At 69.0% G+C, this 16,731-nt stretch carries 11 protein-coding genes; 5 read left to right on the forward strand and 6 right to left on the reverse strand.

Annotated elements, in window-relative coordinates:
- The first annotated feature begins 90 nt into the window (after positions 1 to 90).
- Positions 91 to 2,268: an MMPL family transporter gene (locus G401_RS0127505; RefSeq protein WP_027344997.1), complete on the forward strand. Its 2,178-nt coding sequence runs from the start codon at positions 91 to 93 to the stop codon at positions 2,266 to 2,268.
- Positions 2,269 to 2,504: 236 nt separating this feature from the next.
- Complete coding sequence (locus tag G401_RS48880; protein WP_064741870.1) at positions 2,505 to 5,351, forward strand: TIM barrel protein; 2,847 nt, start codon at positions 2,505 to 2,507, stop codon at positions 5,349 to 5,351.
- A 59-nt stretch (positions 5,352 to 5,410) separates the two neighbouring features.
- On the opposite strand, the gene G401_RS0127515 is transcribed toward G401_RS48880, so the two are convergent.
- The 3 genes from G401_RS0127515 to G401_RS0127525 all read right to left on the reverse strand — a co-directional run bounded on the left by G401_RS0127515 (position 5,411) and on the right by G401_RS0127525 (position 9,413).
- Positions 5,411 to 6,400 (reverse strand): ThuA domain-containing protein, encoded by a 990-nt coding sequence (locus G401_RS0127515; protein WP_211240864.1) that lies wholly within the window; start codon positions 6,398 to 6,400, stop codon positions 5,411 to 5,413.
- 17 nt (positions 6,401 to 6,417) lie between these two features.
- Positions 6,418 to 8,535, reverse strand: a complete 2,118-nt coding sequence (locus tag G401_RS48885; protein WP_051367236.1) for an outer membrane protein assembly factor BamB family protein — start codon at positions 8,533 to 8,535, stop codon at positions 6,418 to 6,420.
- A 233-nt stretch (positions 8,536 to 8,768) separates the two neighbouring features.
- Positions 8,769 to 9,413, reverse strand: coding sequence for a TetR/AcrR family transcriptional regulator (locus tag G401_RS0127525; RefSeq protein WP_027344999.1), 645 nt, complete (start codon positions 9,411 to 9,413; stop codon positions 8,769 to 8,771).
- A gap of 134 nt (positions 9,414 to 9,547) precedes the next feature.
- Here G401_RS0127525 and G401_RS48890 point away from each other — a divergent pair, with 134 nt between their 5' ends.
- Complete coding sequence (locus tag G401_RS48890) at positions 9,548 to 10,426, forward strand: shikimate dehydrogenase (protein ID WP_034593311.1); 879 nt, start codon at positions 9,548 to 9,550, stop codon at positions 10,424 to 10,426.
- 22 nt (positions 10,427 to 10,448) lie between these two features.
- Here G401_RS48890 and G401_RS0127535 read toward each other — a convergent pair whose 3' ends face one another.
- Genes G401_RS0127535 through G401_RS0127545 form a run of 3 tightly spaced genes read right to left on the reverse strand, consistent with a single transcriptional unit; the run spans position 10,449 to position 13,267 of the window.
- Positions 10,449 to 11,234: a citryl-CoA lyase gene (locus G401_RS0127535; RefSeq protein WP_027345000.1), complete on the reverse strand. Its 786-nt coding sequence runs from the start codon at positions 11,232 to 11,234 to the stop codon at positions 10,449 to 10,451.
- The gene (locus G401_RS0127540) at positions 11,231 to 12,433 is read right to left on the reverse strand and encodes a CaiB/BaiF CoA transferase family protein (RefSeq protein WP_027345001.1); all 1,203 of its coding nucleotides are present in this window, start codon (positions 12,431 to 12,433) and stop codon (positions 11,231 to 11,233) included. Before G401_RS0127540 ends, G401_RS0127535 begins: the two co-directional genes overlap by 4 nt.
- Before the next feature lie 45 nt (positions 12,434 to 12,478).
- Entirely contained in the window at positions 12,479 to 13,267 is a 789-nt protein-coding gene (locus tag G401_RS0127545) for an IclR family transcriptional regulator (protein WP_027345002.1), read from the reverse strand.
- A 215-nt stretch (positions 13,268 to 13,482) separates the two neighbouring features.
- Here G401_RS0127545 and G401_RS0127550 point away from each other — a divergent pair, with 215 nt between their 5' ends.
- Positions 13,483 to 14,964: an aldehyde dehydrogenase family protein gene (locus tag G401_RS0127550; protein ID WP_051367237.1), complete on the forward strand. Its 1,482-nt coding sequence runs from the start codon at positions 13,483 to 13,485 to the stop codon at positions 14,962 to 14,964.
- Entirely contained in the window at positions 14,961 to 16,709 is a 1,749-nt protein-coding gene (locus tag G401_RS0127555) for a thiamine pyrophosphate-binding protein (RefSeq protein WP_034593312.1), read from the forward strand. Before G401_RS0127550 ends, G401_RS0127555 begins: the two co-directional genes overlap by 4 nt.
- Positions 16,710 to 16,731: the final 22 nt, after the last annotated feature.

The following is a 16,731-nucleotide window of genomic DNA, read 5'->3' on the forward strand; positions in this document are numbered from 1 at the left end:
TGGATGTCCCCGACTTCCCAGTCCTTGGCTTTCGACATCAAAGATCAGGGAGCAGGAACCGCGACACACAAGGGATCTGAGGAGAAAGACGTGACAACCGAGACTCCCCGTACGGACGGAGTTCTGGCGGGGCTAGCCCGATTCTGCTACCGGCGCCGCCGCCTGGTCCTGTTGACCTGGATCGTCGGCGTCATCGCCACAGCGTTCGTCGGCTTCGGCTACGGCACGCCTTCCGACAACGACTACTCCGGCGGTGCCTCCGACTCCGCCCAAGCGCAGCTTCTGATCGACAAACACTTCCCTCAACAGCAGGGAGACACGCTGACGCTCGCGATCAAGGCAGAGAAAGGGATCGACGACCCCGCCGCCCGGCAAGAGATCGAGAAGGTCATCGCCGATCTGGACGCCTCGCCCATAACCGGACCGGTGACCTCCCCCTATCACGACGAAAGCCTGGTCACCAAGGATCGTCGTATCGCCCGGATGACCATACCGCTGACCGGCAAAGATGTCACCAAGGCCGAGGTCAAGCCCCTAGTGGACACAGTCAAGGAAGCCTCGGGTGACGGTGTGACCCTGGGGTTGGGCGGGGACAAGGCGGAAAAGGCCGAGACCCCCGCGCCGGGCTCGGCCGAAAGCGTGGGCATCCTGGCCGCAGCGGTGGTCTTGTTCATCGCCTTCGGGTCACTCGTAGCGATGGGCCTGCCGATCATGACCGGACTGATGGGAGTCGTCGGCGGCATCGCCCTGATGAAACTCGTAGGGCACCTCGTCCCGTCGCCGGACTTCACCGTGCTCGTCGCCGTGATGATCGGTCTCGGCGTGGGAATCGACTACGCCTTGTTCATCCTGACCCGCTACAAAGACAGCCTGCAGGACCAAGGCGATCCCGAGAGCGCCACGGTCAAGGCCATCACCACCGCAGGCCACGCGGTCCTGTTCGCCGGAACGACCGTGGTGATCGCGCTGCTCGGCCTGATCGCCATGGGGCAGAAGATGATGACCGGCGTGGCAATCGGCGCGTCAGTGACCGTGCTGGTGACGATGATCGCCGCGGTCACTCTGCTGCCGGCGTTACTGGGCTTCACCGGCCACAAGATCCACTCGCTGCGTCTGCCCCGGCGCACGTCCCGCCGCCACGGGCACGACAGTGTCCCTCCCCGGGAACGCCCTACCCCCGCTGAACGCTGGGCCGGCGTGGTGCAGCGCAAACCACTGATCGCAGCGATCCTGGCCGGCGCGAGCCTGCTGGTGCTGGCCGCCCCCGCGCTGTCGATGCGGCTGAGCCTGCCCGATGCCAGCGTTCAGCCCCACGACCGAAGCAGCTACACCTCATACGAGATCCTCTCCGAGGGCTTCGGCCCCGGCTACGGCGCACCCCTGATCTTCGCCACCAACGTCGACGCCCAGGACGCCGATCTGCGACCCCTCATCGAAGCGGTCACAAAGACCGACGGCATCGCCTCCGCCACCCAACCCCGGATCAGCAACGACGGGCAGGCCGCCATCTTCATGGCTTTCCCCACGACCGGATACCAAGACGAGGCGACCACAGCCCTGGTACACGAACTGCGCGACAACGTACTGCCCCAGGCCCCCGGCGGTGAACACGTCTACATCGGCGGCCCGAACGCCGGCGCGATCGACTTCGCCGAGGACACCCGCTCACACGTGCCCCTGATGATCGCCGCCGTCATCATGATGTCCCTGATCCTGCTGATCGCACTGGTCCGGTCCGCCACGATCGCACTGCAAGCCGCCGTGATGAACATCCTGTCGATCGGCGCTGCCTACGGCGTACTCGTCGCGGTCGTGCAATGGGGATGGCTGGGCTCAGCCCTCGGATTCCCCACCCACATGCCGATCACGACCTGGGTACCGATGATGATGTTTCCACTCCTGTTCGGCCTGTCCATGGACTACGAGGTCTTCCTGATCTCGCGGATCCATGAGGAATACCAGCGCACCGGCGACACCCGCACCGCCGTCACCCGCGGACTGGCCAGCACCGCCAAGGTCATCACAGCCGCAGCCGCCATCATGATCGCCATCTTCACGACCGCCCTACTTGGCTCCGACGTTTCGGTCAAACAGATCGGCCTGGGCATGGCTGCCGCCGTTCTCATCGACGCCACCATCATCCGGATGATCCTCGTCCCCGCAGTGATGGAACTCTGCGGCAAAGCCAACTGGTGGATGCCCGGACGCCGGCCACCGAAAGCCACCTCGACTTCGCTGGTCCGGGTCGGAGAACAGGCCACAGTCTGATCAGCCCCGAGACCCAGAGCGGGGAACCCTCAGCCGGATTCTCCACTCATGTCGCTCCTGCGGCATGCCGAGATCATCGGTGACGGGGAAACGTAGTTCGATTTATCCAGGCCCGGCATCGCGTCCACGCTGCGTCCCCCGGGATACGCCGCACCGGGTCTTTCCGACGATGAGCTCCGCCGCGTATAACTAACGTACTAGTTCGTACATTAGCTTGCGAGATGGAGGTACGAGCGATGGCGCACGGCGTGCGGGACGCGGAGACGCTGCCCACGGATGCCATCCCGACTGGACCGCGGCTCAGCATCGCTACGGCGTGCCTGTCGGGAACGTTGGAGGACAAACTGGCTGCTGTCAGCGCGGCCGGATTCGCAGGCATCGAGCTGGTGGAGGAGGATTTGATCGCCTCGGCATGGTCGCCCGAGCGGGTGCGGGAAGAATGCGACCGGCGCGGGCTGACGATTGATGTGTATCAGCCATTCCGGGACTGCGAAGCCGTGGCGCCGGACGTCTTCCGGGCGGGGTTGCATCGCGCGGATCGCAAGTTCGACCTGATGCATCGGCTGGGTGCGGGCACGCTGCTCGTTCACTCGTCGGAGTCTGCGGACGCGGTCGACGACGATGAGCTTGCCGCCGAGCAACTGCACATGTTCGCCGATCACGCGGCCGCGTCCGGGCTGCGGGTTGCGTACAAGCCGCTGGCGTGGGGCCGGTTCGTGCGGGCCTACGCGCATGCGTGGCGGATCGTGCGCCGAGCCGATCATCCGGCGCTCGGTCTGGGCCTGGACAGCTTCCACGTGTTGTGCCAGGGCGACGATCCCTCGGGTATCCGTGTGATCCCGGGTTCCAAGATTTTCCATGTGCAGGTGGCGGACGCGCCTCGGCTGGCGATCGATCCGACGGAGTGGAGTCGGCATTACCGGTTGTTGCCGGGGCTGGGGGCATTCGACCTGCCTGCCTTCATCGAGCACATCCAGTCGACCGGGTACGCCGGCCCGCTGTCGTTGGAGGTGTCCAACGACGTCTACCGGCAGGCCGATCCGCGTCAGGTGGCAATGGACGGGATGCGATCGCTACTTGTGCTGCAGGAGTCCGTGGAGCATCGCCGACCCGAAAGGGCGCGCGAAAGCGTCCGGCTGACTGGCCTTCCGGCCGCGCCGGGCCTGGACGGGATGGTGTTCACCGAGTTGGCGGTAGACGAAGTTTCCGGCCCGGCCGTCGCGCGAACGCTGACCGCGCTCGGCTTCGTCCACTGTGGTCAGCACAGATCCAAGCCGGTGCAGCTATGGCAGCAGGGGGCCGCGCGGGTTCTGGTGAACTCGTCCGCACCGAATCGGGTGCTCCCCGGGACCGCCGCCATCTGTGCGGTCGCGGTCGAGAGCCGAGATCCGGTCGCGTCGGCGCTGCGGGCTCAGCGGCTGATGGCCCCGGTGCTGCCCCGCGTACGCCGGCCCGACGAGGAAGACCTGGCTTCCGTGGCGTCGCCGGACGGCACGGCCATCTTCTTCTGCCGCGCCACCCATGACGGTCCGGCTCCCGGCGCGGGTGGCCCGCGGCAGACCGCAGGGATCGCAGTGGAACCGCAAGCCTGTGGCGATGGCTGGCTGCACGATTTCGTTACCACGGGCCAGGTTCCGCGTAGCGACCGGTGGGTGACGGCGACTGATCACATTTCGCTGACCGAGTCGGTCGACGACTTCGACCAGGTCGCGTTCTTCTACCGTTCCGTGCTCGGGCTGCGCTCGGCTGCCCCGGTCGAGCTGTCCGCGCCGTTCGGACTGATCCGTAGCCGGTCGGCGGCCGACCCCGAGCATCGCGTCCGGATCACGCTGAACACTGCCGCGCTTCGACGCGGGGCCTGGTCGCCCGGCGTACCCAACCCCCAGCACATCGCATTTGCGACCGAAGACGCGATCGCCGCCGCGCAGGCGATGCGAGCGGCGGGCGCCGTGTTGCTGAGGATCCCGGACAACTACTACGACGACCTCGATGCCCGCCTGGAGCTGCCAACGACGACGCTGGCGACCCTGCGGGAGAACTCGATCCTCTATGACCGCGACGAATACGGCGAGTACCTGCACTTCTACACGGAACTGTTGGGTTCGCGGATCTTCTTCGAGGTGGTCCAGCGGATCGGCGGATACCGCGGCTATGGGGCCGCCAACACGGTCGCGGTACGCATGGCCGCCCACCGTGAGCGGCGGCTGATCAGTCTGCGGGAGGGGGACGACCACGCACGTACACCGGTGCAGGAGTACTCGCTGGCGCACCTGACCGCATTGAGCCTGTCCCCGCCGGAGCTGGTGGACGCAGCCGCTGAGGCCGGCTACCGGTACGTGGGGCTACGGCTGACCCGGGTCACACCGCAGGAGCCGCACTATCCGCTGGCCACAGATTCGGCGTTGATGCGCACGACGAAGGTACGCCTGGCGGCCACCGGGGTCGAGGTGCTCGACGTGGAGCTGGCGCGGATCGGGCCGGACGTCGAACCACGCGACCTGTTGCGTTTCTTGGAGGCAGGCGCGGAGTTGGGCGCGCGGCACGTCATTACGCAGCTACCCGATCCCGACCGATCACGCAAGATCGACCGGTTCGCGCAGCTGTGCGAGCTCGCCCGGCCGCTCGGGCTCACGGTGGATCTGGAGTTTCCGTCGTGGACGGAGACTCCAGATCTGGGTGAGGCGACGCGGGTGCTGCGCGCCGCCGGGCAGCCGAACGCCGGCATGTTGGTCGACTTGTTGCATTTCGCGCGGTCCGGGTCGAGTTTGGCGGACCTGGCGGAGCTGCCTCGGGAGTGGTTCCATTTCGCTCACGTCTGCGACGCGCCGGCGGTCGTCCCGGACACGGTGGAGGGGATCATCTACACGGCCCGGTTCGAGCGGCTGTTTCCCGGCGAAGGCGGCATCGACGTCCCCGGCATCCTCGCCGCGCTGCCGCGGGGAATCCCGTACGCGCTGGAGATCCCGCGTGCCACAACGGTCGCCCAGGTGGGTGGCAAGGAGTACGCGCGGATGGCGATCGCGGCCACCCGGGACCATCTGCACCGGCAGGCCGAGGCTCGGCTGGCGGCAGCGGCCGGCTAACCGCCGAACATGCGGTACGCCCGCCGGCCACGCTGCCGGCGGGCGTACTTGTATGAGGGCTACTTGCAGAACGGCGTCTTGCCCATCGCCGATTCGATGCCGCCGATGATGAGTTTCTGGAACTCGGCCGCACCGGCGTACGAGCCGTCGGTGACGAAGTCCTTGGCGTCGTGGCCGAGGGTGGTCAGGAACGCCCGGCCGCCGTCGTAGTACTGGCACCAGGCGACGGGGTGGAAGTCGCCGTGCCCGGGGTGGCCCATGGAGCCTTCGGTGCCGCGCAGCATCGTGTCCTCGTCGACGGAGGCCAGGAACCGGACCTTGGACGGGAACGGCACCAGGTTGTACCACTCGTCGGTGAAGTTCCACCGGGTCGGCAGCTCGGCGGTGGACACATCGCGGCGGTCGAGGGTTTCGACCGTGCCGGCCTGGGCGGGCCCGTGGTCGTAGTAGTTCGTCCCGCCGAGCAGGCCCTCGTACCAGGGCCAGTTGTACTCGGTGCCGAAGGCGTTGTGGATGCCGACGAAGCCGCCGCCGCCACGGATGTACTGGCGCAGCGACGTCTGGGCGCCGTCGTCGAGGGTGTCGCGGGAGGTGGAGTAGAAGATGACCGCGTTGTAGCGGAACAGCTGGTTGGGCGACGCCAGCTGTGCCACGTCCTCGGTGTAGTCGACGCTGAAACCGTTGTCCTGGCCGAGTTTGATGATGGCGTTCTGCACGACGTTCGCGGCGGTCAGCGGCGGATTGAGGCCGGCGGCCAGGGCCGGGCCGAGGTTGGCGTGCCGAGGACCGGCGGTACGCGTGTACAGCAGAACCTTGTAGCCGTTGGTCGCCGGGTCGAAGTTGCCCCAGTCGTGGTAGCAGCGTTCGTCGGTGCCGCGGCAGACGCCGTAGTCGGGGTCGCCGAGCTGCTGGGCGCCCTGGTCGCGGCCGTGGTCGTCGTGAGCGGCGGAGGGCAGGCCGGTCGCGGCGGCGAGGGTGAGGGTCGCGGCGACGCTGACGAGCGCGGTCAGCGCGACGCTGAGTCTGGTCTTGGTGATGAAACGGCGCACGATGTGTCTCCTGGGAGCTAGTAGACCTCGACCTTGCCGGTCGGCCGGGGGCTGAAGGAGTCGTTGAAGAAGTACTCGCCCTTGGTGGTGAAGGTGTAGGTGAACGACTCGCCGGGCTGCAGGCGGACGTCGAACAGGCCTTCGAAGAACTGGGTGGCACCGTGGACGTTGGCGTTGTCGGCCGGGTTGGTGAACGTGACGGTCGTTCCTACCGGTACGCGCAGGTGGGTCGGTGCCATGGCGTTGACCGCGGTCGACTCGACGGTGCCGACGGTGTTGGTGGCGGCGTTGTAGGTGCGGGCCAGGATGACCGTGTTGTTCACGACGCTGCCCTCGACCGGGCCGCCGGATACCGGCCGGCGGACGACCGGCGGGGTGGGCACCGCGGCCGGCGCGACGGTGCCGCCGAGCTTGAACGCCCACAGGAAGTCCCCGCGCGGGGCGGAGTCGCCGTAGGGGATGCCGGTGCCGCCGGCGTATACGGCGATGTACTGTTCGCCGTCGATCTCGTAGCTGATCGGGCTGCTGCTGATCGACGCTCCACATTGGAAGCGCCACAGTTCGTGGCCGTGGCGGGCGTCCAGCGCGAGCAGATAGCCGTCGGGCTGGCCGATGAACAGCAGGTCCCCGGCGGTGGTCAGGACGCCGTTGCCGTGGGCGACGGAGTAGGGCAGGCGGCGTTTCCAGGCGACCTTGTTGGTGGACGCGTCGACGGCGACCACGCCGCCGGTCTGATATTCGCCGGGCGGCCGCAGGCCGTTGCTGGCTTCGGTGAGGGAGTGGGCGGCGGCGACGTAGCCGTAGCCGGTGTACATGAAGCCGGTGCTGTGGCTGAAGGACTGGTGGGCCCAGTCCGCGCCGCCGCCGTGGCCGGGGATGGTCAGGATCGGGATGTCCCAGTGCGGGTCGTACAGGGCGCCCTGGACGTAGTTGGGCACGGCCCGGTTGGGGTCACCCGGAACGTCGGTGCCCAGCGGCTGGTCGACGACCCGGTTCTCGGTCCATGGTCCCTGCCGGGGGAACGGCTGGGTGGGCCACGTCTTCTGCCGTGGTTCCTGCGGCACGGGGACTTCGTCGATGCCCAGCGGCGCGGTGCCGTCGGTGCGGTCGAGGATGAAGTACATCCCGGACTTGGAGCCGTAGACGACCAGCTTGCGCGTGCGGCCGTGGATCTTCGTGTCGACCAGGACGGGGGCCATGGTGTTGTCCATGTCCCAGATGCCGTGGTGGATGGACTGGAAATGCCACCGGTACTGGCCGGTCTTGAGGTCCATGGCCACCAGTGCGCTGGAGAACAGGTTCTGCCCGCCGCGCTGCGATCCGTCCTGTGAGGACTTGCTGCCGCGGGCGTTGCCGAAGGCCCAGTAGACCAGGCCGAGTTCGGGGTCGACGGCCGGATGCATCCAGGGCGCGGCGCCGCCGGTCTGCCAGGAGGTGCCCTCCCAGGTGTCGTTGCCGATCTCGCCGGGGCCGGGCGCGCCCCAGAAGTGCCAGACGACGTCGCCGGTATGGGCGTCCAGGGCGAGGGCGGCGTTGCGGTCGCTGTCGTGGGTGCCGACGTAGAGCAGGCCGTCGTAGTGGGTGACGGCGACCTTCTCCATCCCGCCGTAGCCGGTGATCTGCTTCTCCCAGGCCACGGCGCCGGTCTGCTGGTCCAGGGCGATGATCCAGCTGCCCTTGCCGTGGGTGAAGACCAGGCCGTCGCCGACGGCGACACCGCGGCGGGTCAGGGTGCCGCGGGTCTGGCGGTAGACCCATTTGGTGACGCCGGTCTTGCCGTCGACGGCGAACACGTTGCCGTACGCCGATTCGATGTAGAGCACGCCGTCGACGGCCACGGCGGTGCTCTGGTTGGTGCCGGTGGTGATGCCGCCCTCGATCCGGTTGAGCCACGCGCCGCCGAGGCGGTGGATGTTGCCGTGGTGGACGTCGCGCAGGGCGGTGTAGTTCTGGTTGCCGTAGTTGCCGCCGACTTTCGGGAAGTCGCGGGTCGCCGCGGCGACCGGATCGGGCACTGCGGGGGCGCAGGACCGATCGTCGGCCGGTGCGGCGCCGGCCGTGCCGGGCAGGAGGGTGGCGCCGACCGCGGTCGCGGCCGCGCCGGTCAGGACGGTACGTCGGGGGAGCTGGGCCATGCTGGTCACCTCGTTGTCTGATGCCGAGGACCGATGGGATGCCGGCGGTACAACGCCCGGAGCTGCGTTGGTCCACTAGATGGACCAGATGTACCGCCTAGAGGTACCGCGTCAATATAGGACGACGCCACTGCGTGGCGCAAGCAATCTTGGGGCGGCGGATGAAGGGATCGAACAAGAGCCGCCGGTCCTGAAGGGACCGACGGCTCACCGCAGCGCGAGAAACGTGGCCGTCAGGCGGCCAAGAAGCGGACCACCATGTCGCCGAGCATGGTCCGGTAATGCCCGCGTTCGGCCGGATCCACCAGGTCGCGATCGAAGATCGCGCCGAAGGTGTGCCGGTTGGCCACCCGGAAGAAGCAGTACGAGCTGATCATCATGTGCAGGTCGATCGCGTCGCAGCCGGGCCGGAACACGCCCTGCTCACGGCCCCGGCGCAGCAGGACGTCGAGCTGGTGGACCACCGGCGTACGCAGATCCACCGTCTGTACCAGTTCGGCCAGATGCTCGGCCCGGTGGATGTTCTCCACGCAGACCAGGCGAATGAAGTCCGGGTGCGCCTCGTGGTGGTCGAAGGTGGTCTCCGCGATCCGGCGCACCGCCGTGACCGGGTCCAGGTGGGCCACGTCGACGTCCTGTTCGGCGTCGCGGATGCGCATGTACGCACGTTGCAGCACGGCCATGTACAGCTGCTTCTTGTTCTCGAAGTAGTAGTAGATCATCCGCTTGGTGGTCCGGGTCGCCGCGGCGATCTCGTCGACCCGCGCCCCGGCGTACCCGGCGGCGGCGAACTCGGCGGTGGCGACGTCGAGGATTTCGGCGCGCGTACGCTCCCGGTCGCGCTGTGGTTCCGTCGACGCCTGCGCCGTCGAGGTCATGCCGCACCCCTTCCTGGGCTACCGCCTGGTGCCGTCGGACCGCCGGCGTCGATGTCTCAAGCGTCTCACGAGGTCTTGACAGGGAGCGACCGGGAGCAGATAACTAACGTACTAGTTCGTACATTACTGGAGGCATGGTGAGGGCGGAACGCTACCTGGTGGGGCTCATCGGCGCGGGTATCGCCGGCTCCCTCACACCGCTGCTGCATGAACGCGAGGCGGACCGGCTGGGCGTGCGCTACCTGTACCAGCTGATGGACCTGCACGACCTGGGGTTGCGCCCCGAAGCGATCGGCGACCTGATCTCCCAGGCGCAGCGGCTCGGCTTCACCGGGTTGAACGTGACCCATCCGTGCAAGCAACTGGCGGTCGGTCACCTCGACGAACTGTCGCCCGACGCCCAGGTCCTGGGGGCGGTCAACACGATCGTCTTTCGTGACGGGCGCCGGATCGGCCACAACACCGACTGGTCGGGGTTCGCGGCGTCGATGACCCGAGGGCTGCCGGATGCCCGGATGTCCGACGTGGTGTTGCTGGGCGCGGGCGGCGCGGGCACGGCCGTCGGATACGCGCTGCTCAAGAAGGGCGCGCAGCGGCTGACGATCGTCGACGTCGCCGACGGTCGGGCCGAGCGGCTGCGGGACGTGCTCAGCGCCGCCGCCGCGCCGGGTCAGGTGGTCGTCGCCGCCCGGCCGGCGGGCCTGGGCGCTCGGCTGGCGGACGCCGACGGGCTCGTCAACGCCACCGCGGTCGGCATGACCCCCGACACCCGCACGCCGGTCCCAGCTGAGCTGCTGCACCCGAAGCTGTGGGTGACCGACATCGTCTACCGGCCGTTGCAGACGCCGCTGCTGGCCGACGCGCGGGCGGTCGGCTGCCGCACCCTCGACGGCAGCGGCATGACCGTCTACCAAGCGGTGGACGCGTTGCGCCTGTTCACCGGACGCGACCCGGACGCCGAGCGGATGCTTCAGCACATGCAGCGCCTCATCGGCGGCCGCTCCGATGACTGAGGGTCGTGCGCCGGCGGGCGGGTCACAACTGTGCGGGCAGGATCCCGGGCGGGATGGGCCCCTTGTTGCGCCGGCCCTGCTGGCTTTCTTCCCAGGCGTGGGCGAGGATGCCGACGCTGCGGCTGAGCACGAACAGGCCACGCGCCAGCGGCGCGGCGAACCCGAGTTCGGCGTAGATGATCGCGGTGGCGCCGTCGATGTTCATCGGGACGGGGCGGCGGCCCGGCCGGTCGAGTGCGGCCTCGACGGCCAGCCCGGCGGCCAGGAACCGGCCCTCGACCAGCCCGTCGGCGACCGCCTGCTCGACCAGGGCCAGCAGCGGATCCCGGCGGGGGTCGCGCGGATGGAAGCGGTGACCGAAGCCGGGCAGGTAGCGGGTCTGCTGCCGCCACGCGGCCATCGTTTCGGCGGTTGCGGTGGCGACGTCCGCGCCGCCGTCCTGGCGCCGGCAGATGTCGGTCAGCAGTTCCACACATTGCTGGCCGGCGCCGCCGTGCGAGTCGCCGAGCATGTTGACGCCGGTGGCGATGGCGTTGTTGAGGCCGACGCCGCAGGTGGCCGCCATCCGGGCGGCCGCGATCGACGGTGCGTGCGGGCCGTGGTCGACACCGGCGACCAGCGCGGCTTCCAGCAGCCGGGCGGCCGCCGGGTCCGGAATTTCGCCGCGCAGCATCAGCCACACCATGTCGGCGAACCCGGTCGTGCCGATGAGGTCTTGGACCGGGCGGCCCCGCAGTTCAACGACGCCGGGCTCCATCCGCGACACTCCGGTGGCCCACCAGGCGGCCACGTCCTCGACGCTGGTCATCGGTTCTCCTGTTCCGCGGTCCACGCCGAGATCAGGTCGCTGACCTGTTCGTTGTGTTCACCGAGCAGCGGCGGCGGGCCTGCCGGGTGGCCGCGGTGTCCGTCGATGAGAATCCCGCTGCCGCTGACCCGCACCAGGCGCGCGGCGACACCCGACTCGGCCGGCTCCGGGAACGGCAGGTCGAGAAAGAACTCACGGTCGGTCAGATGGGGTAGCTCGACGGCTTCGGCGACGGTCAGGATCCGCGCCGCGGGCACACCGGCCGCGGTCAACGCCTGCTCCCAGTGCAGGGCGCCGTGGGCGCTGAGCGCCTTGTTGAGTTCCCGGTTGAGCTCGTCGCGGTTGTTCTTGCGCCCCAGGGCTCGTTCGAACCGTGGATCGGTGATCAGGTCGGGGCGGCCGACGACATGACACAGGCTCTCGAACTGGCGTTGCTGATTGGCGGCGATGTTGAGCGGCCCGTCAGCCGTCTCGAACGTGCCCGACGGGGCGGCGGTGGCGTTCTGGTCGCCCATGGGCAGCGGAGCGACCCCGGCGACCAGGTAGTTCGACAGCGGCCAGCCCATCGTGGACAGACTCGCCTCCAGCATGGACACGTCGATGAAGCAGCCTTCGCCGGTGCGTTCCCGCCCGGCGATCGCGGCCGCGACAGCCAGCGCGGCAGTCAGCCCGCCGATCGTGTCGCAGACCGGGAACCCGACCCGCTGAGGAGCGGTGTCCGCGGTCCCGGTGATGCTCATCATTCCCGACATGCCCTGAATGATCTGGTCGTAGGCGGGCGCCTGGCTCAGCGGCCCGGTCTGCCCGAACCCGCTGATGGCGCAGTAGACCAGCCGCGGATTGAGCTCACGCAGCCGGTCCCAGTCGAATCCGAGCCGGGCCAGGACCCCGGGCCGGAAGTTCTCCACCAGCACGTCGGCGTGCCGGACCAGTTCGGTGAAGGAGTCGCGCCCGGACTCCTCCTTCAGGTTGAGCTCGATCGACTTCTTGCCCGCGTTCTGGGCCAGGAAGGACGCGCCCAGGCCGAGGTCGTTGAGGTCGGGGTCGGCGCCGAGCCGGCGGGCCAGGTCGCCCTGACCGGGAACCTCGATCTTCACCACCTCGGCGCCCAGCAGCATCAGCTGATAGGTGCAGTAAGGCCCGGCCAAAACATTGGTCAGGTCGAGCAGCCGGACGCCGGAAAGCGGTCCTTGGCGCATGCGCGTACTCCTCGGGAAGCGCTGGACGGGCCGCGGCGCATCGGGTCAGGTCGCCGAGCCCACCGGCTCGAAGCCCCGATCCGACATGCGCTTGGCCATTTCCTTGAGATCGGCGACGAACTCGGCGATCCGCTGATCGGTGAACCGCAGCGTGGGACCGCTCAGCGACAACGCGGCGACCACCGAGCCGGAATGCCCGACGACCGGGACAGCCACCGCCGACAGGCCGTCTTCGCGCTCGCCGTGGCTGAACGCGAAGCCCTGTACCGCCGCCTCGTCGATCCACTCCTGCAAGCGGCGTACGTGCTGCTCGCCGTAGGGGGAACTGCGCGCGACCCGGGACAGCAGGGTCGCGTTCGCGTCGCGCAACAGGACTTTCGCCGCGGCACCGGCCCACATCGGCAGCTCGTCGCCCACGTGGACCACGTGCCGCAGCGGCTGCGGGCTTTCCTGCTGCGCGATGCAGACCCGGTAGATGTCGCGGGCGACATACAGGTTGACCGTTTCACGCTGGCGGGCGGCCAGCTCCCGCATCATCCGCTTGGTCTCCGGCGGCATCTCCCAGCTGCTGCGGGCCAGGTGCGCCCAACGCCACAGGCCCGGGCCGGCCATATAGCCGCCGGCCGTCGCCCAGACCAGGCCGCTTTGCTCCAGCGTGGACAGCAACCGGATGACGGTGGTCTTGGGCAGGCCGGTCGCCTCGACGACGTCGCGGATCGAGATGGTCGACCTGTCCTCGGTCAGCAGCGACAGGATGTCCAGTGCCCGCTGGACACTGCGTACGCCCTGCGGATCGCCCTGCTGATCCGGCTCGCGGTTGGGTGCCGACTTCACGGTTCCTCGCTTCCTGGCCTCCGCACGGTCCCGGTGGGAGGCGCATTGGGACCTGACTGTCGACCGATTCTCGCGCCCGGCCGGTCTTTTCACGCATCCGTAACGTTCTCGAATCGCCCTCTTGCCAGACCGTCGGGACGACCGTACCTTACACCTAGTCCGTATAGCGGTCCAGTGGTACCGCACAGTGGTTCAGAGATCGAGAGGGCCTGAGGATGCTCGAAACGATCCTGGCGACGCGCACCGCCGACGCGGTGGTCGAAGCGCCGTCCTACATCGCCGGCCGTTGGGTCACCGACGGGACATGGCACGACAGGCAGGGCCCCTACCTCCGCCGGACGGTCAGCCGATCGGTGGCCGCCTCCGAACAGGACATCGCGGCCGCGGTCGCATACGCACCAGCCGCAGCGAAGACCATGGCCCGGCTCTCGCCGGCCCGGCGGGCGGAGGTCCTGGAGGCCGCCGCCCTCGCCGCATCGGTACGCCGCGACGACATTGCCCGGCTGATCGCCCTGGAACTGGGCAAGCCACTCAAAGACGGCCGCGGTGAACTCGACCGGGTCGCCGACACGTTCCTGGTCTGCGCGGCCGAAGCCCGCCAGATCGGCGGCGAAGTCCTGCCGGTGGCCGGCTTCGCCCGCGGCGTGGGCAACACCGCGCTGACCTACCGCGCCCCGGCCGGCGTCGCCCTGGCGATCACGCCCTTCAACGCGCCGGCCAACCTGCTGGCGCACAAGCTCGGCGCATCGTTCGCGGCCGGCAACACCACCATCGTCAAGGCCCCGCCGCAGGCCCCGGCGACCTCCGCGGCGATCGTCGCGCTGCTGCTGGCCGCCGGCGCTCCCGCCGAAGCGGTACAACTGCTGCACGGCGGCGGAGATGTCGGGGCAGCCCTGTGCGCCGCCGACCCGGTCGCGGTCATCAGCTTCACCGGCAGCGCCGAGACCGGTACGGCCGTCGCCCGCGCTGCCGGCGCCAAGCGGCTGGTCCTCGAACTCGGCGGCAACGCCGCGACGATCGTCTGCGAAGATGCCGACATACCCGCCGCCGCCCGGGTCTGCGCCCGGACTGGATACTCCAACTCCGGGCAGAGCTGCATCTCGGTCCAGCGCATCTACGTCCACCGCAGCCGCTACGACGAATTCCTCGACGTCCTGAGCACCGAGGTCAAGGGTTTGAAGGTCGGCGACCCGCTCGACCCGGACACCGACGTCGGCTCCATGGTCGATGACGCCGCCGCCCAGCGGGTCGCCGGCTGGGCCCAGCAGGCCGTCGCCGGGGGAGCGGTCCTCACGCTCGGCGGGGCGCTCGACGGCGCCACCCTGCAGCCGACCATCGTCGCCGGGCCGGCCCCCGACGCCGACATCGTCATCCGCGAAGTCTTCGGCGCCCTCGTCGCGGTCCTGGCCTACGACGACTTCGACGATGTCCTGGCCACCTGCAACACCAGCCGCTTCGGCCTGCAGGCGGGCCTGTTCACCCGCGACATCGGCCGCATCATCACCGCCTGGCGCGAACTGGAGGTCGGCGGCCTGGTCGTCAACGGCTCCTCCAACTTCCGCCTCGACCACGTCCCGTTCGGCGGTGTCAAAGACTCCGGCTTCGGCCGGGAAGCCCCCCGCCAGATGATCGAGGACTACACCGTTATCAAGACCCTGCTGCTGCGCGACATGTCCATCTGGGGGCAGACCCGATGACCAGCCAACCCACCACTTCCACCGGCGCTGAGGCCCTGGCCGCGCAACTGGAGGCCTACGGCGTCGAGTACGTCTTCGGCACCTGCGGGCACACCAACATCGCCCTGCTCGACGCCATCGGGCGCACCAGCATCCAGTTCGTCATCGCCCGCCACGAACAGGCCGCCGCGCACGCCGCCGACGGCTACGCCCGCGCCTCCGGCAAACCCGGAGTCCTGCTCGTGCACGTCGGTCCCGGCATGATGAACGCCGTCACCGGCGTCGCGACCGCCGCTCTCGACTCCGTCCCGATGATCGTGCTGGCCGGTGACGTGCCGTCCTACATGTATGGGCGGCACCCGCACCAGGAAGTCAACCTGCACGCCGACGCCGACCAGACCGCGATCTACCGGCCGTTCGTCAAACGGGCCTGGCACGCCCACCGCGTCGAAGACCTGCCCAGGTTCACCGAGCGGGCGTTCTGGACCGCGACCTCCGGCCGGCCCGGCGCCGTCCTGCTCAACATCCCGATGGACCTGCTGTCACGGCCACAGACCACGACCGCCGACTTCCCGCTGCCCGCCAGCACCACTGTCCCGGACCTGGCCGCCGCTGACGCCGACCGGATCGCCGCTGTGCTCGCCGACGCCCACCAGCCGCTGATCTACGTCGGCGGCGGCCTGTCGCGCGACCTCGGCCGCCCCGCGCTGATCCGCCTCGCCGAACACCTCGACATCCCGATCGTGCACTCGCTGATGGCCAAAGGCACCATCCCCGACGAACACCCGCTCGTGCTCGGCATGCCCGGCTTCTGGGGCCTGAAGACCACCAACGACTACGCCCTGCACGCCGACGTCGTCCTCGCCCTCGGCACCCGGTTCGCTGAAACCGACGCCAGCTCCTGGAACCCCGACTACACCTGGCGGTTCCCGCCGTCGAAGCTGATCCAGGTCGACATCGACCCGGCCGAGATCGGCCGCAACTACCCGGTCGAGATCGGCGTCGTCGCCGACGCCTCCCTCGCCGTCGCCGCGATCGACGCGGCACTGCACCGGCGCGTACCGCGGCCGGTGACACGACCCGAACTGCGCGAGGAGATCCGGGCCGCCCGCACCACCTTGTTCGACGACAGCGCCGAACGCGGCCGCAGCGACCAGTTCCCGCTACGCCCCGAACGCATCCTCGCCGACGTCCGCCGGCAGCTACCCACCGACGCGATCCTCGTCACCGACGTCGGCTGGAACAAGAACGGCGTCGCCCAGTGCTACCCGCTGCCCGCCGACGGCCGCTTCATCACCCCCGGCGGGGCCTCGACCATGGGCTTCGGACCCGCGGCCGCGCTCGGTGTCCAGATCGCCCAACCCGACCGGGTCGTCGTCGCGCTGATCGGCGACGGTGGCATGAGCGCGCAGCTGCCCGCCGTGCCGATGGCCGTCGAGCAGGGCCTGCCGGTCATCTTCCTCGTGATGAACAACCGCGCCCACGGCACCATCGCCGACCTGCAGGCCGCGAACTTCGGCCGCAGCTACGGCTGCGAGTTCCGCGACCCGCAAGGCCGCCCCTACAGCCCCGACTTCGCCGCGCTCGGCCAATCATGCGGCGCTGACGGCTACCTCATCGACACCCCCGACGGCCTCGCCGAGGCGCTGCGTACCGCGATCGAGCGGCGCCGCCCCGCGGTCCTGGACGTGCCGATGACTAACGAGCCTGTGCCCACACCCGGGCACTGGAACATCAAAGACATCTACCACGGTGTCTTCGAGTGATCGCTCCCGCACAGCACATTCC

The sequence above is a fragment of the Hamadaea tsunoensis DSM 44101 genome (genome assembly GCF_000428945.1).
GTDB classification, from domain to species: domain Bacteria; phylum Actinomycetota; class Actinomycetes; order Mycobacteriales; family Micromonosporaceae; genus Hamadaea; species Hamadaea tsunoensis.

Bases quoted from the DNA above. Each gene is read 5' to 3' on its own strand.
- G401_RS48880 (WP_064741870.1), top strand. From the start codon at position 2,505: ATGGCGCACGGCGTGCGGGACGCGGAGACGCTGCCCACGGATGCCATC.
- G401_RS48885 (WP_051367236.1), bottom strand. From the start codon at position 8,535: ATGGCCCAGCTCCCCCGACGTACCGTCCTGACCGGCGCGGCCGCGACC.
- G401_RS0127525 (WP_027344999.1), bottom strand. From the start codon at position 9,413: ATGACCTCGACGGCGCAGGCGTCGACGGAACCACAGCGCGACCGGGAG.
- G401_RS48890 (WP_034593311.1), top strand. From the start codon at position 9,548: ATGGTGAGGGCGGAACGCTACCTGGTGGGGCTCATCGGCGCGGGTATC.
- G401_RS0127535 (WP_027345000.1), bottom strand. From the start codon at position 11,234: ATGACCAGCGTCGAGGACGTGGCCGCCTGGTGGGCCACCGGAGTGTCG.
- G401_RS0127540 (WP_027345001.1), bottom strand. From the start codon at position 12,433: ATGCGCCAAGGACCGCTTTCCGGCGTCCGGCTGCTCGACCTGACCAAT.
- G401_RS0127550 (WP_051367237.1), top strand. From the start codon at position 13,483: ATGCTCGAAACGATCCTGGCGACGCGCACCGCCGACGCGGTGGTCGAA.
- G401_RS0127555 (WP_034593312.1), top strand. From the start codon at position 14,961: ATGACCAGCCAACCCACCACTTCCACCGGCGCTGAGGCCCTGGCCGCG.